We start from the raw sequence: 16,178 nt of genomic DNA on the forward strand, positions 1-16,178 counted from the left end.
CCGCTCCTCTTCCGAGGAGCGGGGCCCTTGTCGTACTAGCCGATCACCCGACGCGTCAGCCGCGGATCAGGTTGCGGAGCACGTACTGCATGATGCCGCCGTTGCGGTAGTAGTCCGCCTCACCGGGGGTGTCGATGCGGACGACCGCGTCGAACTCGACACCGGTGTCGGTGGTGACCTTGACCGTGCTCGGCGTGGTGCCCTCGTTCAGCTCCGTGACGCCCGCGATGGAGAAGGTCTCCTCGCCGGTCAGGCCGAGCGAGTCGGCCGACTGGCCGGCCGGGAACTGGAGCGGCAGGACGCCCATGCCGATGAGGTTCGAGCGGTGGATGCGCTCGTACGACTCGGTGATGACGGCCTTGACGCCGAGGAGCGCGGTGCCCTTGGCGGCCCAGTCGCGGGACGAGCCGGAGCCGTACTCCTTGCCGCCCAGGATGACCAGCGGGGTGCCGGCGGCCTGGTAGTTCTGCGAGGCGTCGTAGATGAACGACACCGGCGCGTCCGCCTGGGTGAAGTCGCGGGTGAAGCCGCCCTCGGTGCCCGGCGCGATCTGGTTGCGCAGGCGGATGTTGGCGAAGGTGCCGCGGATCATGACCTCGTGGTTGCCACGGCGCGAGCCGTAGGAGTTGAAGTCACGACGCTCCACACCGTGCTCGGTGAGGTACTTGCCGGCCGGGGTGTCGGCCTTGATGGCGCCGGCCGGGGAGATGTGGTCGGTGGTGACCGAGTCGCCCAGCTTGGCCAGCACGCGGGCGCCGACGATGTCGGTGACCGGGGTGGTCTCCATCGTCATGCCCTCGAAGTACGGGGGCTTCCGGACGTAGGTGGACTCGGCGTCCCACTCGAAGGTGTTGCCGGTCGGGATCGACAGCGCCTGCCACTGGGCGTCGCCCGCGAAGACGTCCTGGTAGGACTTGTTGAACATGTCCTCGCCGATGGCGTTGGCGACGACGTCGTTGACCTCGGCCTCCGTCGGCCAGATGTCGGCCAGGTAGACGGGCTTGCCGTCCTGGTCGACGCCGAGGGCGTCCTTGGTGATGTCCACCTTCATGGAGCCCGCGATGGCGTACGCGACGACCAGCGGCGGGGAGGCCAGGTAGTTCATCTTGACGTCGGGGTTGATACGACCCTCGAAGTTACGGTTGCCCGAGAGCACCGAGGTCACGGCCAGGTCGTGCTCGTTGACGGCCTTGGAGACCTCCTCCGGCAGCGGGCCGGAGTTGCCGATGCAGGTGGTGCAGCCGTAGCCGACGAGGTTGAAGCCGACCTTGTCGAGGTACGGGGTGAGACCCGCCTTGTCGAAGTAGTCGGTGACGACCTTCGAGCCCGGGGCGAGGGTGGTCTTGACCCACGGCTTGCGGGTCAGGCCCTTCTCGGTGGCCTTCTTCGCGACGAGCGCGGCCGCGACCATCACGTACGGGTTCGACGTGTTGGTGCAGGAGGTGATCGCGGCGACGGTGACGGCGCCGTGGTCGATCTCGTAGGTCGAGCCGTCGGGGGCGGTCACGGTGACCGGCTTCGACGGGGCGCCGTTGGGGTGGTTCGCCGGGGCGTCGGAGGCCGGGAAGGACTCCTTGCCCGCCTCGTCCACGTCGTCGACGTAGTTGCGGACGTCCTGGGCGAACTGCGCTGCGGCGTTCGCGAGGACGATGCGGTCCTGCGGGCGCTTCGGGCCGGCGATGGAGGGGACGACCGTGGAGAGGTCGAGCTCCAGCTTCTCGGAGAAGTCGGGCTCGGCGGCCGGGTCGAGCCAGAGGCCCTGCTCCTTGGCGTACGCCTCGACGAGCGCGACCTGCTGCGCGGAGCGGCCGGTCAGCTTGAGGTAGTTCAGGGTCTCGCCGTCGATCGGGAAGACGGCGGCGGTGGAACCGAACTCCGGCGACATGTTGCCGATGGTGGCGCGGTTCGCGAGGGAGGTGGCGGCGACGCCCTCACCGTAGAACTCGACGAACTTGCCGACGACGCCGTGCTTGCGCAGCATCTCGGTGATCGTGAGGACCAGGTCGGTGGCGGTGGTGCCGGCCGGGAGCTCGCCGGTCAGCTTGAAGCCGACGACGCGCGGGATGAGCATGGAGACCGGCTGGCCGAGCATCGCGGCCTCGGCCTCGATGCCGCCGACGCCCCAGCCGAGCACACCGAGGCCGTTGACCATGGTGGTGTGGGAGTCGGTGCCGACGAGGGTGTCGGGGTACGCCTGGCCGTTGCGGACCATGACCGTACGGGCCAGGTGCTCGATGTTGACCTGGTGGACGATGCCGGTGCCCGGGGGGACGACCTTGAAGTCGTCGAAGGCGGTCTGGCCCCAGCGCAGGAACTGGTAGCGCTCCTTGTTGCGGCCGTACTCCAGCTCGACGTTCTGCGCGAAGGCCTCGTTGGTGCCGAACTTGTCCGCGATGACGGAGTGGTCGATGACCATCTCGGCCGGGGAGAGCGGGTTGATCTTCGCCGGGTCGCCGCCGAGCGCCGCGACGGCCTCACGCATGGTGGCGAGGTCGACGACACAGGGAACGCCGGTGAAGTCCTGCATGATCACGCGGGCCGGCGTGAACTGGATCTCCTGGCTCGGCTGGGCCTGCGAGTCCCAGTTGCCGAGGGCCCGGATGTGGTCGGCGGTGATGTTCGCGCCGTCCTCGGTGCGGAGCAGGTTCTCCAGGAGGACCTTCAGGCTGTAAGGGAGGCGCGCGGAGCCCTCGACCTTGTCCAGCTTGAAGATCTCGTACGACTCGTCGCCCACGCGCAGCGTGCTGCGGGCGTCGAAGCTGTTCGCCGACACGACAGTCTCCTTCATCAATGTGCGCGTATTACCGCGCCGCGACAATATGCGGCTGCCGCCGCGTGGTGCACGCCACGACTCCCTCGCCGATCCGCTAAGGTAAGGCTTAGTTAGGTAACCCTTACTGGGTGGGCGGCCGCGGTGCGCCGTAAGCAGTTATCTCGATGTCGAGATAACTCTAGTGCATCCCCGCTGCTCGGTCATGCCCGGCATGCCTGTGACGGCCGTCATCCTGACGGCCGTCCGGTCGACGTGCGCGGACACAGCCGGGCCGGGACCGTCAGCCCGCCCGGCGCGGGGGCCGGGAGGGCGGGGTCGAGCCGGGCCACCAGGGTCGTGATCGCCGTCTCCGCGATGGTCTCGGGCCGCAGCGTCACCGTGGTCACCGGGGGGTCGGTCTCGGCATAGGCCGGATCCTCGCTGGCGCAGACGAGGAGCAGGTCGTCGGGGATCCGCAGACCGTGGCGGGCCGCAGCCGCGAGGACCTGCCGGCCGCCGGGGTCGTAGAGGGAGTGGACGGCGTCGCAGGAGGAGGCCGGGTCGGAGAGGGGTCGGTCGGAGGAGTCCCGCCCCGAGAGGGCCCGGTCGGCGAACGCCCGGTCGAAGGCATGGCCATGCGCGTCCTCCGGGTCGAAGGTGATCACCGAGGGCTCCCGGCCGTGCTCCCGGCACCACTCCTCGTACGCCCGGGTCACGGCGCCGGTGTAGTACTCGCGGCCGTACCCGGCGTGCAGGGCGATCCGGCGCGCACCGGCGGCCGCCAGATGGTCGAGGACCTCGCGGGTGGTCGTGGCGTGGTCGTTGTCGACCCAGACGTCGTCGGGGTGCGGGTCGGTGGGGCGGCCGTCGAAGACCACGGGGATGCCCCGGGCCCGCAGGGCGCGCAGCACCCGGTCGTCCTCGGGGCTGTCGAGCAGGAGCATGCCGTCGACGGTCAGGGTGTGCCACAGGGTCTCTCCGCCGCGCTCCGCGGGGAGGACGGTCAGCGCGTAGCCGAGGGCGTGCGCGGTGGCCGCGGCGGCGGTCAGCAGGCGGGAGAAGTAGGGGACCTGGAGGTAGTTCCAGGGCGCGCCCGCGAAGGTGGTGACGGCGAGGCCGAGCGTCCCGGTCCGGCTGAGGGGCGTCCGGCGCGAGCCGTAGCCGAGGGCCGCCGCCACCTCGCGGACCCGGCGCCGGGTGGACTCACCGAGCCGGCCCGTGCCGTTGAGGGCGTGGGACACGGTGGCGGTGGACACCTCCGCGGCGCGGGCGATGTCGGTGAGGGTGGGCCCTGGCATGCGCGCCATCGTACGGATTTCGCGGTCCGGGGAGGGTACTGGTTACGACGTTAATCAGCGAGCGTCCGGCCACAGCCAATGTTTGGAGTGGTCATGACTTCTTCCCTGAGCCGGCGCACCGTTCTCGCCGCCGCCGGTGCGGCGGGTCTCGTCGGGGTCGCCGGGAGCCCCGCGGCGGCGGGCTCGCGCCCCCGGTCGGCCGCGCTGGTCGTGCACAACGCCCGGGTGTTCACCGGCCGGTCCGGCGGCCGGCCCGTCGAGGCCGTGGCCGTCGGCCGCGACGGCCGGATCCTGGCGACCGGCCGGGGCAACGAACTGCGCCGCCTCGTCGGCCGGGACACCGAGGTCGTCGACGCGCGCGGTGCGACCGTGATGAGCGGCATCCACGACGGCCACGTCCACCCCCTGGGCGCGGGCAGCCGCTCGCTGCGGCCCTCACTCGAAGGGGCGGAGACGACACGGGAGGAGCTGCTCGCGATCCTGACCGGCTTCCTGAAGGACAGCCCGGGGCAGGAACCGGACGGCTGGCTGGTCGTGGAGGACTGGAACCCGATCGGCCTGCTGCCGCAGGGGTCGCTCCCCCACCACTCGCTGCTCGACGCCCTCCCCACCCGCCGTCCGGTCGCCCTGGTCGGCGGGGACGGCCACAACATCTGGGTCAACGGCCGCGCCCTGGAGATCGCCGGCATCACGGCCGCCACACCGGACCCGCCCGGCGGGAAGATCGTGAAGGGCGCGGACGGCAGGCCGACCGGCGTCCTCAAGGACGACGCCCAGCCGCTGGTGACCCGGCACATCCCGGAGCCGAGCGAGGCCGAACTGGTCGCGGCCTGCGCGCGGGTGCTCGCCCAGGCGGCGGCCTCGGGGGTCACCACGATGATGGACGCCCTGGTCGGGCGCGGTGAGCTGAGCACGTACCGGGCGCTCGCGGCGGCGGGGAAGCTGCCGCAGCGGATCGTCCCGGCGATCCGGCTCGACCCGGACCAGGCGAAGGACCCGGCGGCGGCGCTCGCGTACGCCCGGGGGCTGCGCCGGGAGTTCGGCGACGTGCGCGGGCTGCGCTTCGGGATGATCAAGGTGTTCCTGGACGGGGTGATCGAGTACCCGGCGCAGACGGCGGCGCTCCTCGAACCGTATCTGGACGGTGAGGGACGATCCACCACCAACCGGGGTGAACTGTACGTCTCGGCCCAGGACTACGGACGGCTTTCGGCCACCTTCAACCGGGCCGGCTGGCAGATGCACGCCCACGGCCTGGGCGACCGGGCCGTACGGACGGCGCTCGACGGATACGCGTACGCCCGCCGCGCCACCGGGCTGCGCGACCCGCGCAACGCCGTCGCCCATCTCCAGCTGGTGGACCCCGCCGATCTGCGGCGCTTCGCCGCACTGGGCGTGGCGGCCTGCATGCAGCTGCAGTGGGCGTCCGCGGACACCTGGACGATGGAGGCGCTCCTGCCGTACATCGGAGCCGAGCGGCACCGGTGGATGTACCCGGCGCGCTCGCTCGAACGCCACGGCGCCGTGCTCTCGGGCGGCTCGGACTGGCCGGTGGACGCGCTCCAGGTGTGGAACCAGATCCGGACCGCGATCGACCGGCAGGGGGCGTACGGCGAGGGCCCGCTCCACCGCGAGCTCGAGGGCCTGAGCCGCGCCTCGACGCTGCGGATGCACACGTACGGCACGGCCTGGCAGCTGCGGATGGACGGGGAGACCGGGACGGTCCGGGAGGGACGGGCCGCCGATCTGCTGCTTCTCGACCGGGATGTAATGGAATGTCCGGTCGCGGACATCAGTGACACCACGGTGCGGCTCACGCTGGTCGGGGGCCGCGTGGTCCACGACGCGGAGTCGGCCTCGGGGCGTACGGCCGGCGCGGGTCTTGCCCGTGCGGCGTCCGCGCCGCGGCCCTCGACGTACGCGGCGGTGCACGGCGGCCGGCACCGGGCGTGCGGCTGCGCGGCGCACTGAGACGCTCGCCCTCCACACAGGCCACCCCCTCCCCCGCAGACACCCGCCCGTACGGCCGCGGACGAATTGCCGCGGCCGTACGGGCGGCCGAGGATCGGGACATGTTCAGTGGCGCGCACGTGATTCTGTACACGCGGGACGCGGAGGCCGACCGGGCCTTCCTCAAGGACGTGACCGGCTTCCCGCACGTGGACGCCGGGGGCGGCTGGCTCATCTTCAAGCTGCCGCCCGCCGAGGTCGCCGTCCACCCGACGAAGGAGGAGCCGAAGCACGAGCTCTACCTCATGTGCGACGACCTCACCGCGACCCTGACGGAGCTGGAGGACCGGGGCGCGGAGATCTCACGCGCCATCACCGACCAGGGCTGGGGCCTGCTCGCCGCCGTACGGCTGCCGAGCGGCACCGAACTCCCCCTGTACGAACCGCGTCACCCGACCGCGCACGGCCTGTCACTCTGACGGCCTACCCCAACGGCGAGCACCATCTCATATCTGAGATAACGTGACGCCATGGCAGACGACTACCTCGTACGCATCGGCAAGCTCATCCGTGACGCCCGTCAGCACCGCGGCTGGACACAGACGCAGCTCGCCGAAGCACTGGCCACGAGCCAGAGCGCCGTCAACCGGATCGAGCGCGGCAACCAGAACATCAGCCTTGAGATGATCGCCAGGATCGGCGAAGCCCTCGACAGCGAGATCGTGTCCCTGGGTTACGCGGGACCGATGCACCTCAGGGTCGTCGGCCGCCGCCGCCTCTCGGGCGCCATCGACGTCAAGACGAGCAAGAACGCCTGCGTCGCGCTGCTCTGCGCCTCCCTCCTCAACAAGGGCCGCACGGTCCTGCGCCGGGTCGCCCGCATCGAGGAGGTCTTCCGCCTCCTGGAGGTGCTCAACTCCATCGGGGTGCGCACCCGCTGGGTGAACGACGGCGTCGACCTGGAGCTCGTGCCGCCGGCCGAGCTGGACATGGACTCGATCGACGCCGAGGCGGCGATCCGCACCCGCTCGATCATCATGTTCCTCGGCCCGCTGCTGCACCGCATGGACCGCTTCAAGCTGCCGTACGCCGGCGGCTGCGACCTCGGTACGCGCACGATCGAGCCGCACATGATCGCGCTGCGCCGCTTCGGCCTCGACATCACCGCGACCGAGGGCATCTACCACGCCCAGGTCGAGCGCTCGGTCTCCCCCGACCGCCCGATCGTGCTGACCGAGCGCGGCGACACCGTGACCGAGAACGCCCTGCTCGCGGCGGCCCGCCACGACGGCGTGACCGTCATCCGCAACGCCTCCTCCAACTACATGGTCCAGGACCTGTGCTTCTTCCTGGAGGCCCTCGGCGTACGGGTGGACGGCATCGGCACCACCACCCTCACCGTGCACGGAGTGCCGCAGATCGACGTGGACGTCGACTACTCCCCCTCCGAGGACCCGGTCGAGGCGATGAGCCTGCTGGCGGCGGCGGTCGTGACGGAATCCGAACTGACCATCCGCCGGGTCCCGATCGAGTTCATGGAGATCGAGCTCGCGGTCCTGGAGGAGATGGGCCTCGACCACGACCGCTCGGCCGAGTACCCGGCGGACAACGGCCGGACCCGCTTGGTCGACCTGACGGTCCGCCCCTCCAAGCTGGAGGCGCCGATCGACAAGATCCACCCGATGCCGTTCCCCGGCCTGAACATCGACAACGTCCCCTTCTTCGCGGCGATCGCGGCGACGGCCCAGGGCAAGACCCTGATCCACGACTGGGTCTACGACAACCGCGCCATCTACCTCACGGACCTCAACCGCCTCGGCGGCCGCCTCCAGCTCCTGGACCCCCACCGCGTCCTGGTGGAGGGCCCCACCCGCTGGCGCGCCGCCGAGATGATGTGCCCGCCGGCCCTGCGCCCCGCGGTGGTCGTCCTCCTCGCGATGATGGCCGCCGAGGGCACGTCGGTCCTGCGGAACGTGTACGTCATCAACCGGGGTTACGAGGACCTGGCGGAGCGACTGAACTCGATCGGCGCGCAGATCGAGATCTTCCGGGACATCTAGGACACCCCCTGGGGGCCGTTCGCGCGGCGGGGCGCCTTTGCGCCCGGCGCGAGGGGCCCCCTCGCCGCCGGTACGAGGGCGAGGCCGAGGAGCGGGGTTGTCGCGAGGAGTAGCCAGGGGGTGGGGCCCGGGTGGTCCAGGAGGGCGCCCACCGGGGCCGACGCGGCGAGGACCACCAGGCCGGAGAGCGAGGAGAGCGCGCCGGTGGCCAGGCCGAGCCGGCGCTCGTCCACCAGGTCCGGGAGCAGGGCCCGGGTGGCGGGCAGCACCAGCATCTGTCCGAGGGTGAGCAGGACGGTGAACGTGGCCGCCGCCCAGAGGCCCTCGTACGTCCGGAGGGCGGCCGTCGCGGCGAACGCCGCAGCGATCAGGAGGAGGCCGGCGCGGACCATCGCCGGGCCGTCGAGGCGGGTGGCCGCGAGCCGTTCCAGGGGCGCCGAGCCGAACACGACCAGGGCGGAGGAGAGGGCGAACAACCAGCCGAGGGCGGCCTGGGAGCCGGTGGCGCGGTCCAGTTCGGCGGGGAGGGCCAGATAGAGCTGGTTGTAGGCGAGGAGATAGGTGGAGTAGGCGAGGGCGAGGCGGAGGAAGCGCCGCTCGCCGAGGACCGTCCGCCACTCCCCCGGGTGCCGTTCCCGGCCGCCGCCACGGGGCATCAGCCGGGCGTGGGCGGCGAGGACGAGCGCGAAGACGGCCGCTCCGGCCAGGCAGGCCGTACGGAAGTGGGCGTCGCCGGTCCCGTACAGGAGCAGGGCGCCGAGGGCCGGGCCGAGGAGGGCGCCGGCCTGGCCGCCTGCCGAGAAGCGGGCCAGGGTCCGGGTGCGCCGGGGGCCGCCGGACCGTTCGGCTCGCAGCGCCTCGCGGGCGATCTCGGACTCGACGGCCGGGGAGAAGAGGGCGGCGGCGAAGCCGACGAGGACGACGGCCCCGGTGACCGTCCAGGGGTTCTCCGCGAGGGCGAGCCAGGCGAAACCGACGACCCGCAGCGCGCAGCCGGCGAGGACCACGGGCCGGGGCCCGTACCGGTCGGTGAGCGCCCCACCGACGACGAACAGGCCCTGCTGGCTGAAGGTCCGCAGGCCCAGGACGAGTCCGACGAGCGCGCCGCCGAATCCGAGGGCACCGCCCAGATGGCCGGCGAGGTAGGGCAGGACGGCGAAGAAGCCGAGGTTGAAGGCGAACTGGCTCGTGATGAGCAGGCGGGCGAGGGGGGTCACGCGGTGAGCTTTCCGTCGCGCATGGTCAGGACGCGGTCGCAGGTGTGCCGCACCGCCGCCCTGTCGTGGGAGATGAACAGACAGCCGACCCCGAGGGTGTCCTGAAGGTCCATCAGGAGATTGAGGACGCCGGCCCGCAGTGAGGGGTCGAGGGCGGAGGTCGGCTCGTCGAGCACGAGCAGGTCCGGGCGGGTGGCCAGGGCGCGGGCGATCCCGGCGCGCTGGCACTGCCCGCCGGACAGTTCGTGGGGCAACCGGTCGCCGTGCGAGGGGTCGAGGCCGACGAGGCCGAGGAGTTCGGTGACCCGGGCGGGACCGTCGGCCCGTGTCCAGCGTCCGTGCAGCCGCAAGGGCTCGGCGATCTGCTCGCGGATACGGCGGCGCGGGCTGAGCGCTCCGTACGGGTCCTGGAAGACCGGCTGGAACCGGGGCCGCAGCGCCCGGAGTTCACGCTCGGGCAGGGTCGTCAGCTCGACACCGTCGAACCGCACCGACCCCGCGTGGGGACGCAGCAGCCGCAGGACGGCCGCGGCCGTGGTCGACTTGCCGCAGCCGGAGGGGCCGACGAGGCCGACGGTCTCACCGGCCGCCACGTCGAACGACACCCCGTCGACGGCGGTGCGGTCTCCGTGGCGTACGACGAGGTCGCGTACCTGGAGCAGGGCGTTCACGCGGCCTCCCCGAGGGGGTGGTGGCAGGCGACCCGGCGCCCGTCGACGGTCCTCGGTCCGGGGTCCTCGCGCCGGCAGAGGGCGGTGGCGTACGGGCAGCGGGGTGCGAAGGCACAGCCCTCATTCGTCGTGCCCGGGACCGGTGGCGCTCCGGCGAGGACGGGAAGCCGGGAGCGGCGGGGCAGTCCGGCCGTGGGCAGCGAGGCGAGGAGGGCACGGGTGTACGGGGCCGCCGGGCGCTCCAGAACCCTTGCCACGGGGCCGAGTTCGACGATCCGGCCCGCGTACAGGACGGCTACCCGGTCGGCGTGGCGGCGTACGGCCTCCAGGTCGTGGCTGACGAGCAGCAGGGCGGCTCCGGCGACCGCGCACCGTTCGCGCAGGAGGGTGAGGACGTGCTCCTGGCGCTCGGGGTCGAGCGCCGTGGTCGGCTCGTCGGCCACGACGAGGTCGGGCCCGTTGACCAGGGCGAGCGCGATCACGGCGCGCTGGCGCATACCGCCCGACAGCGTGTGCGGGTACGCCGTGGCGGCTTCCGGGGCGAGGCCGGTGTCGGCCAGCGCCCGGCGGGCGGCCTCGCGGGCTTCGCGCCGGCCGAGCCCCTGCACCGACCGTACGGCGAGGGCCAGTTGGTCCTCCACCCGGTGGACGGGCGACAGTGCCGACAAGGCGTCCTGCGGGATCCGGGCGAGGCGGCGCCCGAGGTCGGCCGGGGTGACGGGGGCGCCGCGCAGCAGCACCCGGCCGGAGACGGCCGCCGCGCGGGGCACCATGCCGAGCAGCGCGCGGGCCGTGAGCGACTTGCCCGCGCCGGACTCGCCGACCAGGGCGAAGACCTCGCCCGCGGACACCTCGAAGTCGATCCCCCGCACGGCCTCGACGTCCGCACGAGCGGCCCGGGGGAAGGAGACGCGGAGGCCGTCGACGGAGAGGAGCGGTTCAGGAGCCGGCGGCGGCAACGGAGCGGGCCTTCCTGGGGAGGGGTGCGGTGTGGGGACTCCGGCGTACCGGCGAGACGTGGGAGAGGTGGGAGAGGCGGACGGCGAGCACGGCGAGGAGCGCGAGGGCCACGGCCGGGGCGAGCGCCGCGGCGGGGGCCCGCTCGACGTAGTCGGCCGACTCGTCGAGGAGCAGGCCCCACTCGGGCGAGGGCGGCCGGGCGCCGAGACCGAGGAAGCCGAGCGAGGCGAGGGCGAGGGTGATGCCGGGCAGCCGCAGCACCGCGTGCCGGGCCACCGGGCCCGCCACCGAGGGCAGCACGTGGCGCGTGGCGATCCACAACGGACCTGCGCCCAGGGCCCGTTGGGCCTGGAGGAAGCGTGAGGCCCGTACCTCCTGGGCGAGGGCGGCCGCGTGGGCGGCGAGCGGCGGCCAGGAGACCAGGGTCACGGCAAGGGCGGCCGCGCCCGCGCCGGGGCCGGTCACGGCCGCGACGAGCAGGCCGGCGATCACCGGCGGCAGGGCGTTGGCGATGTCCGCGAGGCCGGCCGCCGTGGCCGGCAGGAAGCCGAGCACGAGGGCGATCAGCCAGCTCAGCGCGGTCACGGCGGTGGCGGTACCCACGGTGGCCGCGGCGCCGTGCCCGAGCCGGGCGAGAACGTCCCGGCCGAGGGCGTCCGCGCCGAGCGGATGCGCGGCGGAGGGCCCGGCGAGCCGGGAGGCCACGTCCACGGCGTACGGATCACGGAACAGCCCCCAGCCGATCACCCCCGCGAGTACGGCGGCCAGGAGCAGTGGGACCACGGCGGACACCCGCGTCGGCCGGGGCGGCGGCAGGGTCAGGCCCGCCTCGCGCAGCGCGGGCCCGAGGAGCCTGCGCCGGACGAGCGAGGCGGCGGCGCCGACCAGCAGGCCCAGCAGGAGGAGGGCGAGCACGCAGCCCTGGAGCAGCGGCAGGTCCTGCGCCTTCGCCGCGCCGAGCGCCGTACGGCCGATGCCGGGGACGGCGAAGACGGTCTCGACGGCGACCGCGCCGCCGGTGAGGCCGACGACCACCAGGCCGATCTGCGGGACGAGCGGCGGCAGGGCGCGGCGGAGCGCGGCCCGGTTGATCCGGGCACGGCTGGTCCCGGCGCCGCGCCACAGCTCCGCCCACGGTTCGTCGAGGACGGCGGGGACCGCGTCGGCGACGAGCCGGCCGAGGAGCGCGCCCGCCGGGACGCCGAGGGCCAGTGCGGGCAGCACCAGGTGCGCCGGTCCGGCCCAGCCGGAGGTGGGCAGCAGACCGAGCCACACCCCGGCGACGATCAGCAGCACGAGGGCGAGCAGGAATTCGGGCAGCGACGTCAGGACCGCGGCGACCGAGCCGGCCGTCGGTCTGCCCCGTACGAGCGTGGGCGCGGCGAGCAGCGAGCCGACGACGAGGGCGACGACGAGCGCCGCTCCCATCAGGGTCAGCGAGACGCCGAGGCCCGTCACGACCGAGGGCAGGACGTCGCTGCCGGAGACCCAGGAGACCCCGAGGTCGCCGCGGACCAGTCCGGTGGCCCAGCCGCCGAGGAGGCCCCACGGCCCCGCGTCGAGTCCGAGGTCGGCGCGGATGGCGGCGAGCGCCTCGGGGGTGGGGGCCTGTTCGGCGGACCGGGCGCGCAGCAGGCCGAGTGCGGGATCCTTGCCGGAGAGCCATGGCAGCAGCCCGACGACGGCCACGAGAACGGCCAGGGCGGCGCCCCTGCCGGTGGCACCGGCAAGGGCGGATCGCCACCGGGGCGACCCCGGGGACGCCGTGGCTGAGGGCGCCGCGGGTGAGGGCGCGGCGGGCGAGGGCGCGGCGGGCGAGGGTTCCGTCGGGAGGCGTTTCCCCGTGGGGTGGGTCATGGGAGGGCCTTCGTCAGGAGTGTCTTGACGGTCAGGGCCTTCGCCACGAGCACTCGGGCCGCGAGGGTGGTCACCGCGGGCGACTTCACCGTACGTGGGTGTCGATGGTGACGAGTTCGCGTTCGCGCGGGTCGTGCGCGGCGTCCACGACGTCGGCGGCGTCGCCCTGGATGACGCGCTCGTGCAGCATCGGCACGGCCGCGTCGGTGGCGAGTACGGCGGCCTCGGCGGCGATCACGGCCCGGCGGCGGGCGTCGCCGGTCGCCGTGTCGGTGGCGGTGGTGAGGGCTCGGTCGACGGCGGGGTCGGCGAGTTGGGCGATGTTGAAGGAGCCGTCGCCCGCGAAGTCGCTGTAGAGGTACGCGGCGGGATCGCCCGAGTCGAGGACCGTGGCGCGGGAGAGGACGAAGGCGTCGAACTTCCCGGCGAGCGCGTCGGCCTCGATGGTGGCGTACTCCCTGACGTCCAGCTTCACGGTGAACCCGGCCTTCTGGAGCTGCTGCTGGAGGAGCTGGGCGACCTCGGGCAGTTCGGCCCGGTCGGTGAAGGTGCCGATGGTGACGGTGGCGCCCTTGGGGGCGCCGGGCGCGTGGGGACGGTGGAGGGGTGTGCGGAGCTCGGCCGCCCACGGCAGGGCGGGGCCGAGGAGTCCGTGAGCCACGTCGGCGCGGCCCTCGTACACGCCGGCGACGAGGGCGCGCGCGTCGACGGCCTCGCGGGCGGCGGCGCGGAGAGCCGGGTCCTTGAACGGGCCCTTGCGGGTGTTGAGGTAGAGGGTGTTGGTCCGGGGCATGGGGACCTCGGTGACCAGCTTCTGGTCGAGGAGGTGGGCCTGGGAGACGGGGACGGCCTCGACGATGTCGGCCTCGCCGCTGCGCAGGGCGGCGGCCCGTGCGGTGCCGTCGGGGACGTACCGCACGTCGATGCCGGTGGCCTTGGCGCGGCCGCCCCAGTAGGACTCGTACCGGTCGAGGGTCGCGGAGGCGGCGCCCTCGGCGCGGACCAGGACGAAGGGTCCGGTGCCGGCGCCGACGGGGTTCACGGTGCGGCCACGGTAGGCCTTCGCGGCGAGGATCGACAGCTGCGGCGAGCTGAGCCGCTGGGGGACGAGGGGGTCGGCCGTGCCGGTGGTCACGGTGACGGCGCGGGGGCCGGCGGCGCGTGCGGTGAGGGCGACGCCGTCGAGGATGCGGGGCTTGGGAGAGGCCTGGGCCGCGGTGGTCAGGGAGCGGACGACGGCCTCGGCGGTCAGGGGCGTTCCGTCGTGGAACGTCACGCCGTCGCGGAGCGTGAAGGTCCAGTTCGAGCCGCTCCGACGCCAGGAGGTGGCGAGGGCGGGTACGGCGTTGCCGTCGCGGTCGAGCCGGACGAGGGTCTCGGCGGTGGACCACCGGGAGAGCTTGAAGGCGTCGTCTGAGAGCGGGGAGAGGCCGGACCGGGGCGGCTGCATCATCGCGACCCGGAGGCGTCCGTCGTGGGCGGCGCCCTTGCTTCCGGCGCTTCCGGTGCTTCCGGTGCCGGCGAAGCAGCCGGAGAGCAGGGTCACGGCCGCGGTGGTGAGAGCGAGAGCGGTGCCGGTGCGGCGGCGGTGGGCGCGGGGTGTGCGGCTGTTTCCGGGCAGGCCGGAGCGCACGGGCAGGCGGAACAAGGGAGTCCTCGGAGGGGCGCGGCGAGCGGGTACGGGCCGACCATACCAGGATGACAATCGTTTTCATTATGGTTGTCTCGGCACCCGGGATCATCGCGCGCCCGCCGTCGCCCGCCGTCAGCCGGGCGACGGCGGGCAGGCGACGGCGGGCGGCGTCAGCCGGGCGGCGTCACCATCCCGCCCTTGAGGCGTTCGATGTCCGAGGGGCGGACCTGGATCACGAAGAGGGCGATCAGTGCGCCGACCACGGCGAAGATCGCCGCCGTGACGAAGCCCGCGGAGACGCCGGAGGTCAGTACCTGGTCGCCCCAGGGGGGCGGGAGTTGGCCCGTCTCGGCGAAGCGGGCCTTCTCCAGGGGGCCCGCCTGGGACAGGAAGGCGGGTACCTGCTTCTCGGCCTCGTTGCGGCTGGCCGTACCGAAGACCGTCACCAGGATCGACAGGCCCAGCGAACCGCCCACCTGCTGCATGGCGTTGAGGAGACCGGACGCGGCGCCCGATTCGCGCTGCTCGACGTTGGACAGGGCCATGATGGTCAGCGACACGAACATCAGGCCCATGCCGAGGCCGAAGACGAGGATCGGCCCGAGGATGCTGCCCAGATAGGTGGAGTGCACATCGGTCAGGGTCAGCCAGGACAGTCCGGCGGCGGCGAGTACCGAGCCCGTCACCATGAAGGGTTTGGGGCCGTATCTGGGCAGCAGGTTGGACGTGAGTCCGGCGCCGACCCCGATGATCGCGCTGACCGGCAGGAACGCGAGGCCGGTCGCCAGGGGGCTGAAGCTCAGCACCTGCTGGACGAACAGGGTGAGGAAGAAGAACATCCCGAAGATGGCCGCCGCCAGGCAGAGCATGATGACGTAGGTGCCCGAGCGGTTGCGGTCGGCGAACATGTGCAGCGGTGTGATGGGCTGCTGGGAGCGCCGCTCGATCAGGATGAACGCGGCCAGGAGGACGACCGCGGCGCAGAACGAGCCGATCGTGTACGGGTCGCGCCAGCCTTCCTGTGCGGCGCGGATGAACCCGTACACCAGCGCCACCATGCCGAGCGTGGAGGTCAGCGCGCCGGCGAGGTCGAAGTGACCGGGGTGCCGCGCCGACTCCTTGACATGACGTGGCGTCAGGAAGGCGATCAGTACGGCGATCGGGACGTTGACGAAGAAGATCCAGCGCCAGTCGAGCCATTGCACGAGCATCCCGCCGGCCACCAGGCCGATCGCTCCGCCGCCGGCCGAGACGCCCGCGAAGACGCCGAAGGCCCGGTTGCGCTCCGGGCCTTCGTCGAACGTCGTGGTGATGAGGGAGAGCGAGGTCGGTGAGGCTATCGCGCCGCCGACGCCCTGGAGGGCGCGGGCCGCGAGGAGTTGCCACTCGCTCTGGGCGAGTCCGCAGAACAGCGAGGCCAGTCCGAAGAGCAGCACGCCGAAGATGAACACGCGCCGCCGGCCCAGGATGTCACCGGCGCGTCCGCCCAGCAGGAGCAGACCGCCGAAGGTCAGGGTGTAGGCGTTGACCACCCAGGACAGGCTGGTGGTGGAGAAGTCCAGCGCGGTCTGTATATGGGGGAGCGCGATGTTCACGATGGTGATGTCGAGGACCACCATGAGCTGACACGAGGCGATCACGAACAGGGCGATGCCCTTGCCGTCCGTGCCGCTCGCGCGGGGGGCGGTCGCCGTCGGAAGCTTCGGCTCGGGTGTTCTACTCATGGCTGTTCATGGCGCATCGCGCCCTCACCTGACGGGGCCGTGGGCCGGTCAGTCCA

At 72.8% G+C, this 16,178-nt stretch carries 11 protein-coding genes; 3 read left to right on the forward strand and 8 right to left on the reverse strand.

Annotated features, from left to right (window positions below):
• Positions 1 to 55: 55 nt before the first annotated feature.
• Positions 56 to 2,773: an aconitate hydratase AcnA gene (gene acnA, locus N5875_RS08770; RefSeq protein WP_318212106.1), complete on the reverse strand. Its 2,718-nt coding sequence runs from the start codon at positions 2,771 to 2,773 to the stop codon at positions 56 to 58.
• 227 nt (positions 2,774 to 3,000) lie between these two features.
• Positions 3,001 to 4,050: a LacI family DNA-binding transcriptional regulator gene (locus tag N5875_RS08775; RefSeq protein ID WP_318212107.1), complete on the reverse strand. Its 1,050-nt coding sequence runs from the start codon at positions 4,048 to 4,050 to the stop codon at positions 3,001 to 3,003.
• 93 nt (positions 4,051 to 4,143) lie between these two features.
• Between N5875_RS08775 and N5875_RS08780 the strand changes: the two genes are divergently transcribed.
• From N5875_RS08780 to N5875_RS08790, 3 genes are all read left to right on the forward strand, one after another.
• A complete protein-coding gene (locus N5875_RS08780; protein ID WP_338492763.1) occupies positions 4,144 to 6,021 on the forward strand; it encodes an amidohydrolase in 1,878 nt (625 codons plus the stop codon).
• Positions 6,022 to 6,122: 101 nt separating this feature from the next.
• Positions 6,123 to 6,479: a VOC family protein gene (locus N5875_RS08785; protein ID WP_318212109.1), complete on the forward strand. Its 357-nt coding sequence runs from the start codon at positions 6,123 to 6,125 to the stop codon at positions 6,477 to 6,479.
• A 51-nt stretch (positions 6,480 to 6,530) separates the two neighbouring features.
• Positions 6,531 to 8,060 (forward strand): UDP-N-acetylglucosamine 1-carboxyvinyltransferase, encoded by a 1,530-nt coding sequence (locus tag N5875_RS08790; RefSeq protein WP_318212110.1) that lies wholly within the window; start codon positions 6,531 to 6,533, stop codon positions 8,058 to 8,060.
• On the opposite strand, the gene N5875_RS08795 is transcribed toward N5875_RS08790, so the two are convergent.
• From N5875_RS08795 to N5875_RS08820, 6 genes are all read right to left on the reverse strand, one after another.
• Complete coding sequence (locus tag N5875_RS08795) at positions 8,057 to 9,277, reverse strand: MFS transporter (RefSeq protein WP_338492769.1); 1,221 nt, start codon at positions 9,275 to 9,277, stop codon at positions 8,057 to 8,059. The genes N5875_RS08790 and N5875_RS08795 overlap by 4 nt on opposite strands.
• Positions 9,274 to 9,948, reverse strand: coding sequence for a dipeptide/oligopeptide/nickel ABC transporter ATP-binding protein (locus N5875_RS08800; RefSeq protein WP_338492772.1), 675 nt, complete (start codon positions 9,946 to 9,948; stop codon positions 9,274 to 9,276). The genes N5875_RS08795 and N5875_RS08800 overlap by 4 nt, the downstream gene beginning before the upstream one ends.
• Positions 9,945 to 10,907 (reverse strand): ABC transporter ATP-binding protein, encoded by a 963-nt coding sequence (locus tag N5875_RS08805; RefSeq protein ID WP_338492775.1) that lies wholly within the window; start codon positions 10,905 to 10,907, stop codon positions 9,945 to 9,947. Before N5875_RS08805 ends, N5875_RS08800 begins: the two co-directional genes overlap by 4 nt.
• Positions 10,888 to 12,765, reverse strand: a complete 1,878-nt coding sequence (locus tag N5875_RS08810; RefSeq protein WP_338492777.1) for an ABC transporter permease subunit — start codon at positions 12,763 to 12,765, stop codon at positions 10,888 to 10,890. Before N5875_RS08810 ends, N5875_RS08805 begins: the two co-directional genes overlap by 20 nt.
• Positions 12,766 to 12,850: 85 nt before the next feature.
• Positions 12,851 to 14,386 carry an ABC transporter substrate-binding protein gene (locus tag N5875_RS08815; RefSeq protein ID WP_338499122.1) on the reverse strand — a complete coding sequence of 512 codons (1,536 nt, stop codon included), beginning with the start codon at positions 14,384 to 14,386 and terminating at the stop codon, positions 12,851 to 12,853.
• Between the two features lie 182 nt (positions 14,387 to 14,568).
• Complete coding sequence (locus N5875_RS08820) at positions 14,569 to 16,122, reverse strand: MFS transporter (RefSeq protein ID WP_318212115.1); 1,554 nt, start codon at positions 16,120 to 16,122, stop codon at positions 14,569 to 14,571.
• Positions 16,123 to 16,178: the final 56 nt, after the last annotated feature.

Origin of the sequence: Streptomyces sp. SJL17-4 (genome assembly GCF_036826855.1) — a bacterium.
Taxonomy (GTDB): Bacteria; Actinomycetota; Actinomycetes; order Streptomycetales; family Streptomycetaceae; genus Streptomyces.

Bases quoted from the DNA above. Each gene is read 5' to 3' on its own strand.
- N5875_RS08775 (WP_318212107.1), bottom strand. From the start codon at position 4,050: ATGCCAGGGCCCACCCTCACCGACATCGCCCGCGCCGCGGAGGTGTCC.
- N5875_RS08780 (WP_338492763.1), top strand. From the start codon at position 4,144: ATGACTTCTTCCCTGAGCCGGCGCACCGTTCTCGCCGCCGCCGGTGCG.
- N5875_RS08785 (WP_318212109.1), top strand. From the start codon at position 6,123: ATGTTCAGTGGCGCGCACGTGATTCTGTACACGCGGGACGCGGAGGCC.
- N5875_RS08790 (WP_318212110.1), top strand. From the start codon at position 6,531: ATGGCAGACGACTACCTCGTACGCATCGGCAAGCTCATCCGTGACGCC.
- N5875_RS08810 (WP_338492777.1), bottom strand. From the start codon at position 12,765: ATGACCCACCCCACGGGGAAACGCCTCCCGACGGAACCCTCGCCCGCC.
- N5875_RS08820 (WP_318212115.1), bottom strand. From the start codon at position 16,122: ATGAGTAGAACACCCGAGCCGAAGCTTCCGACGGCGACCGCCCCCCGC.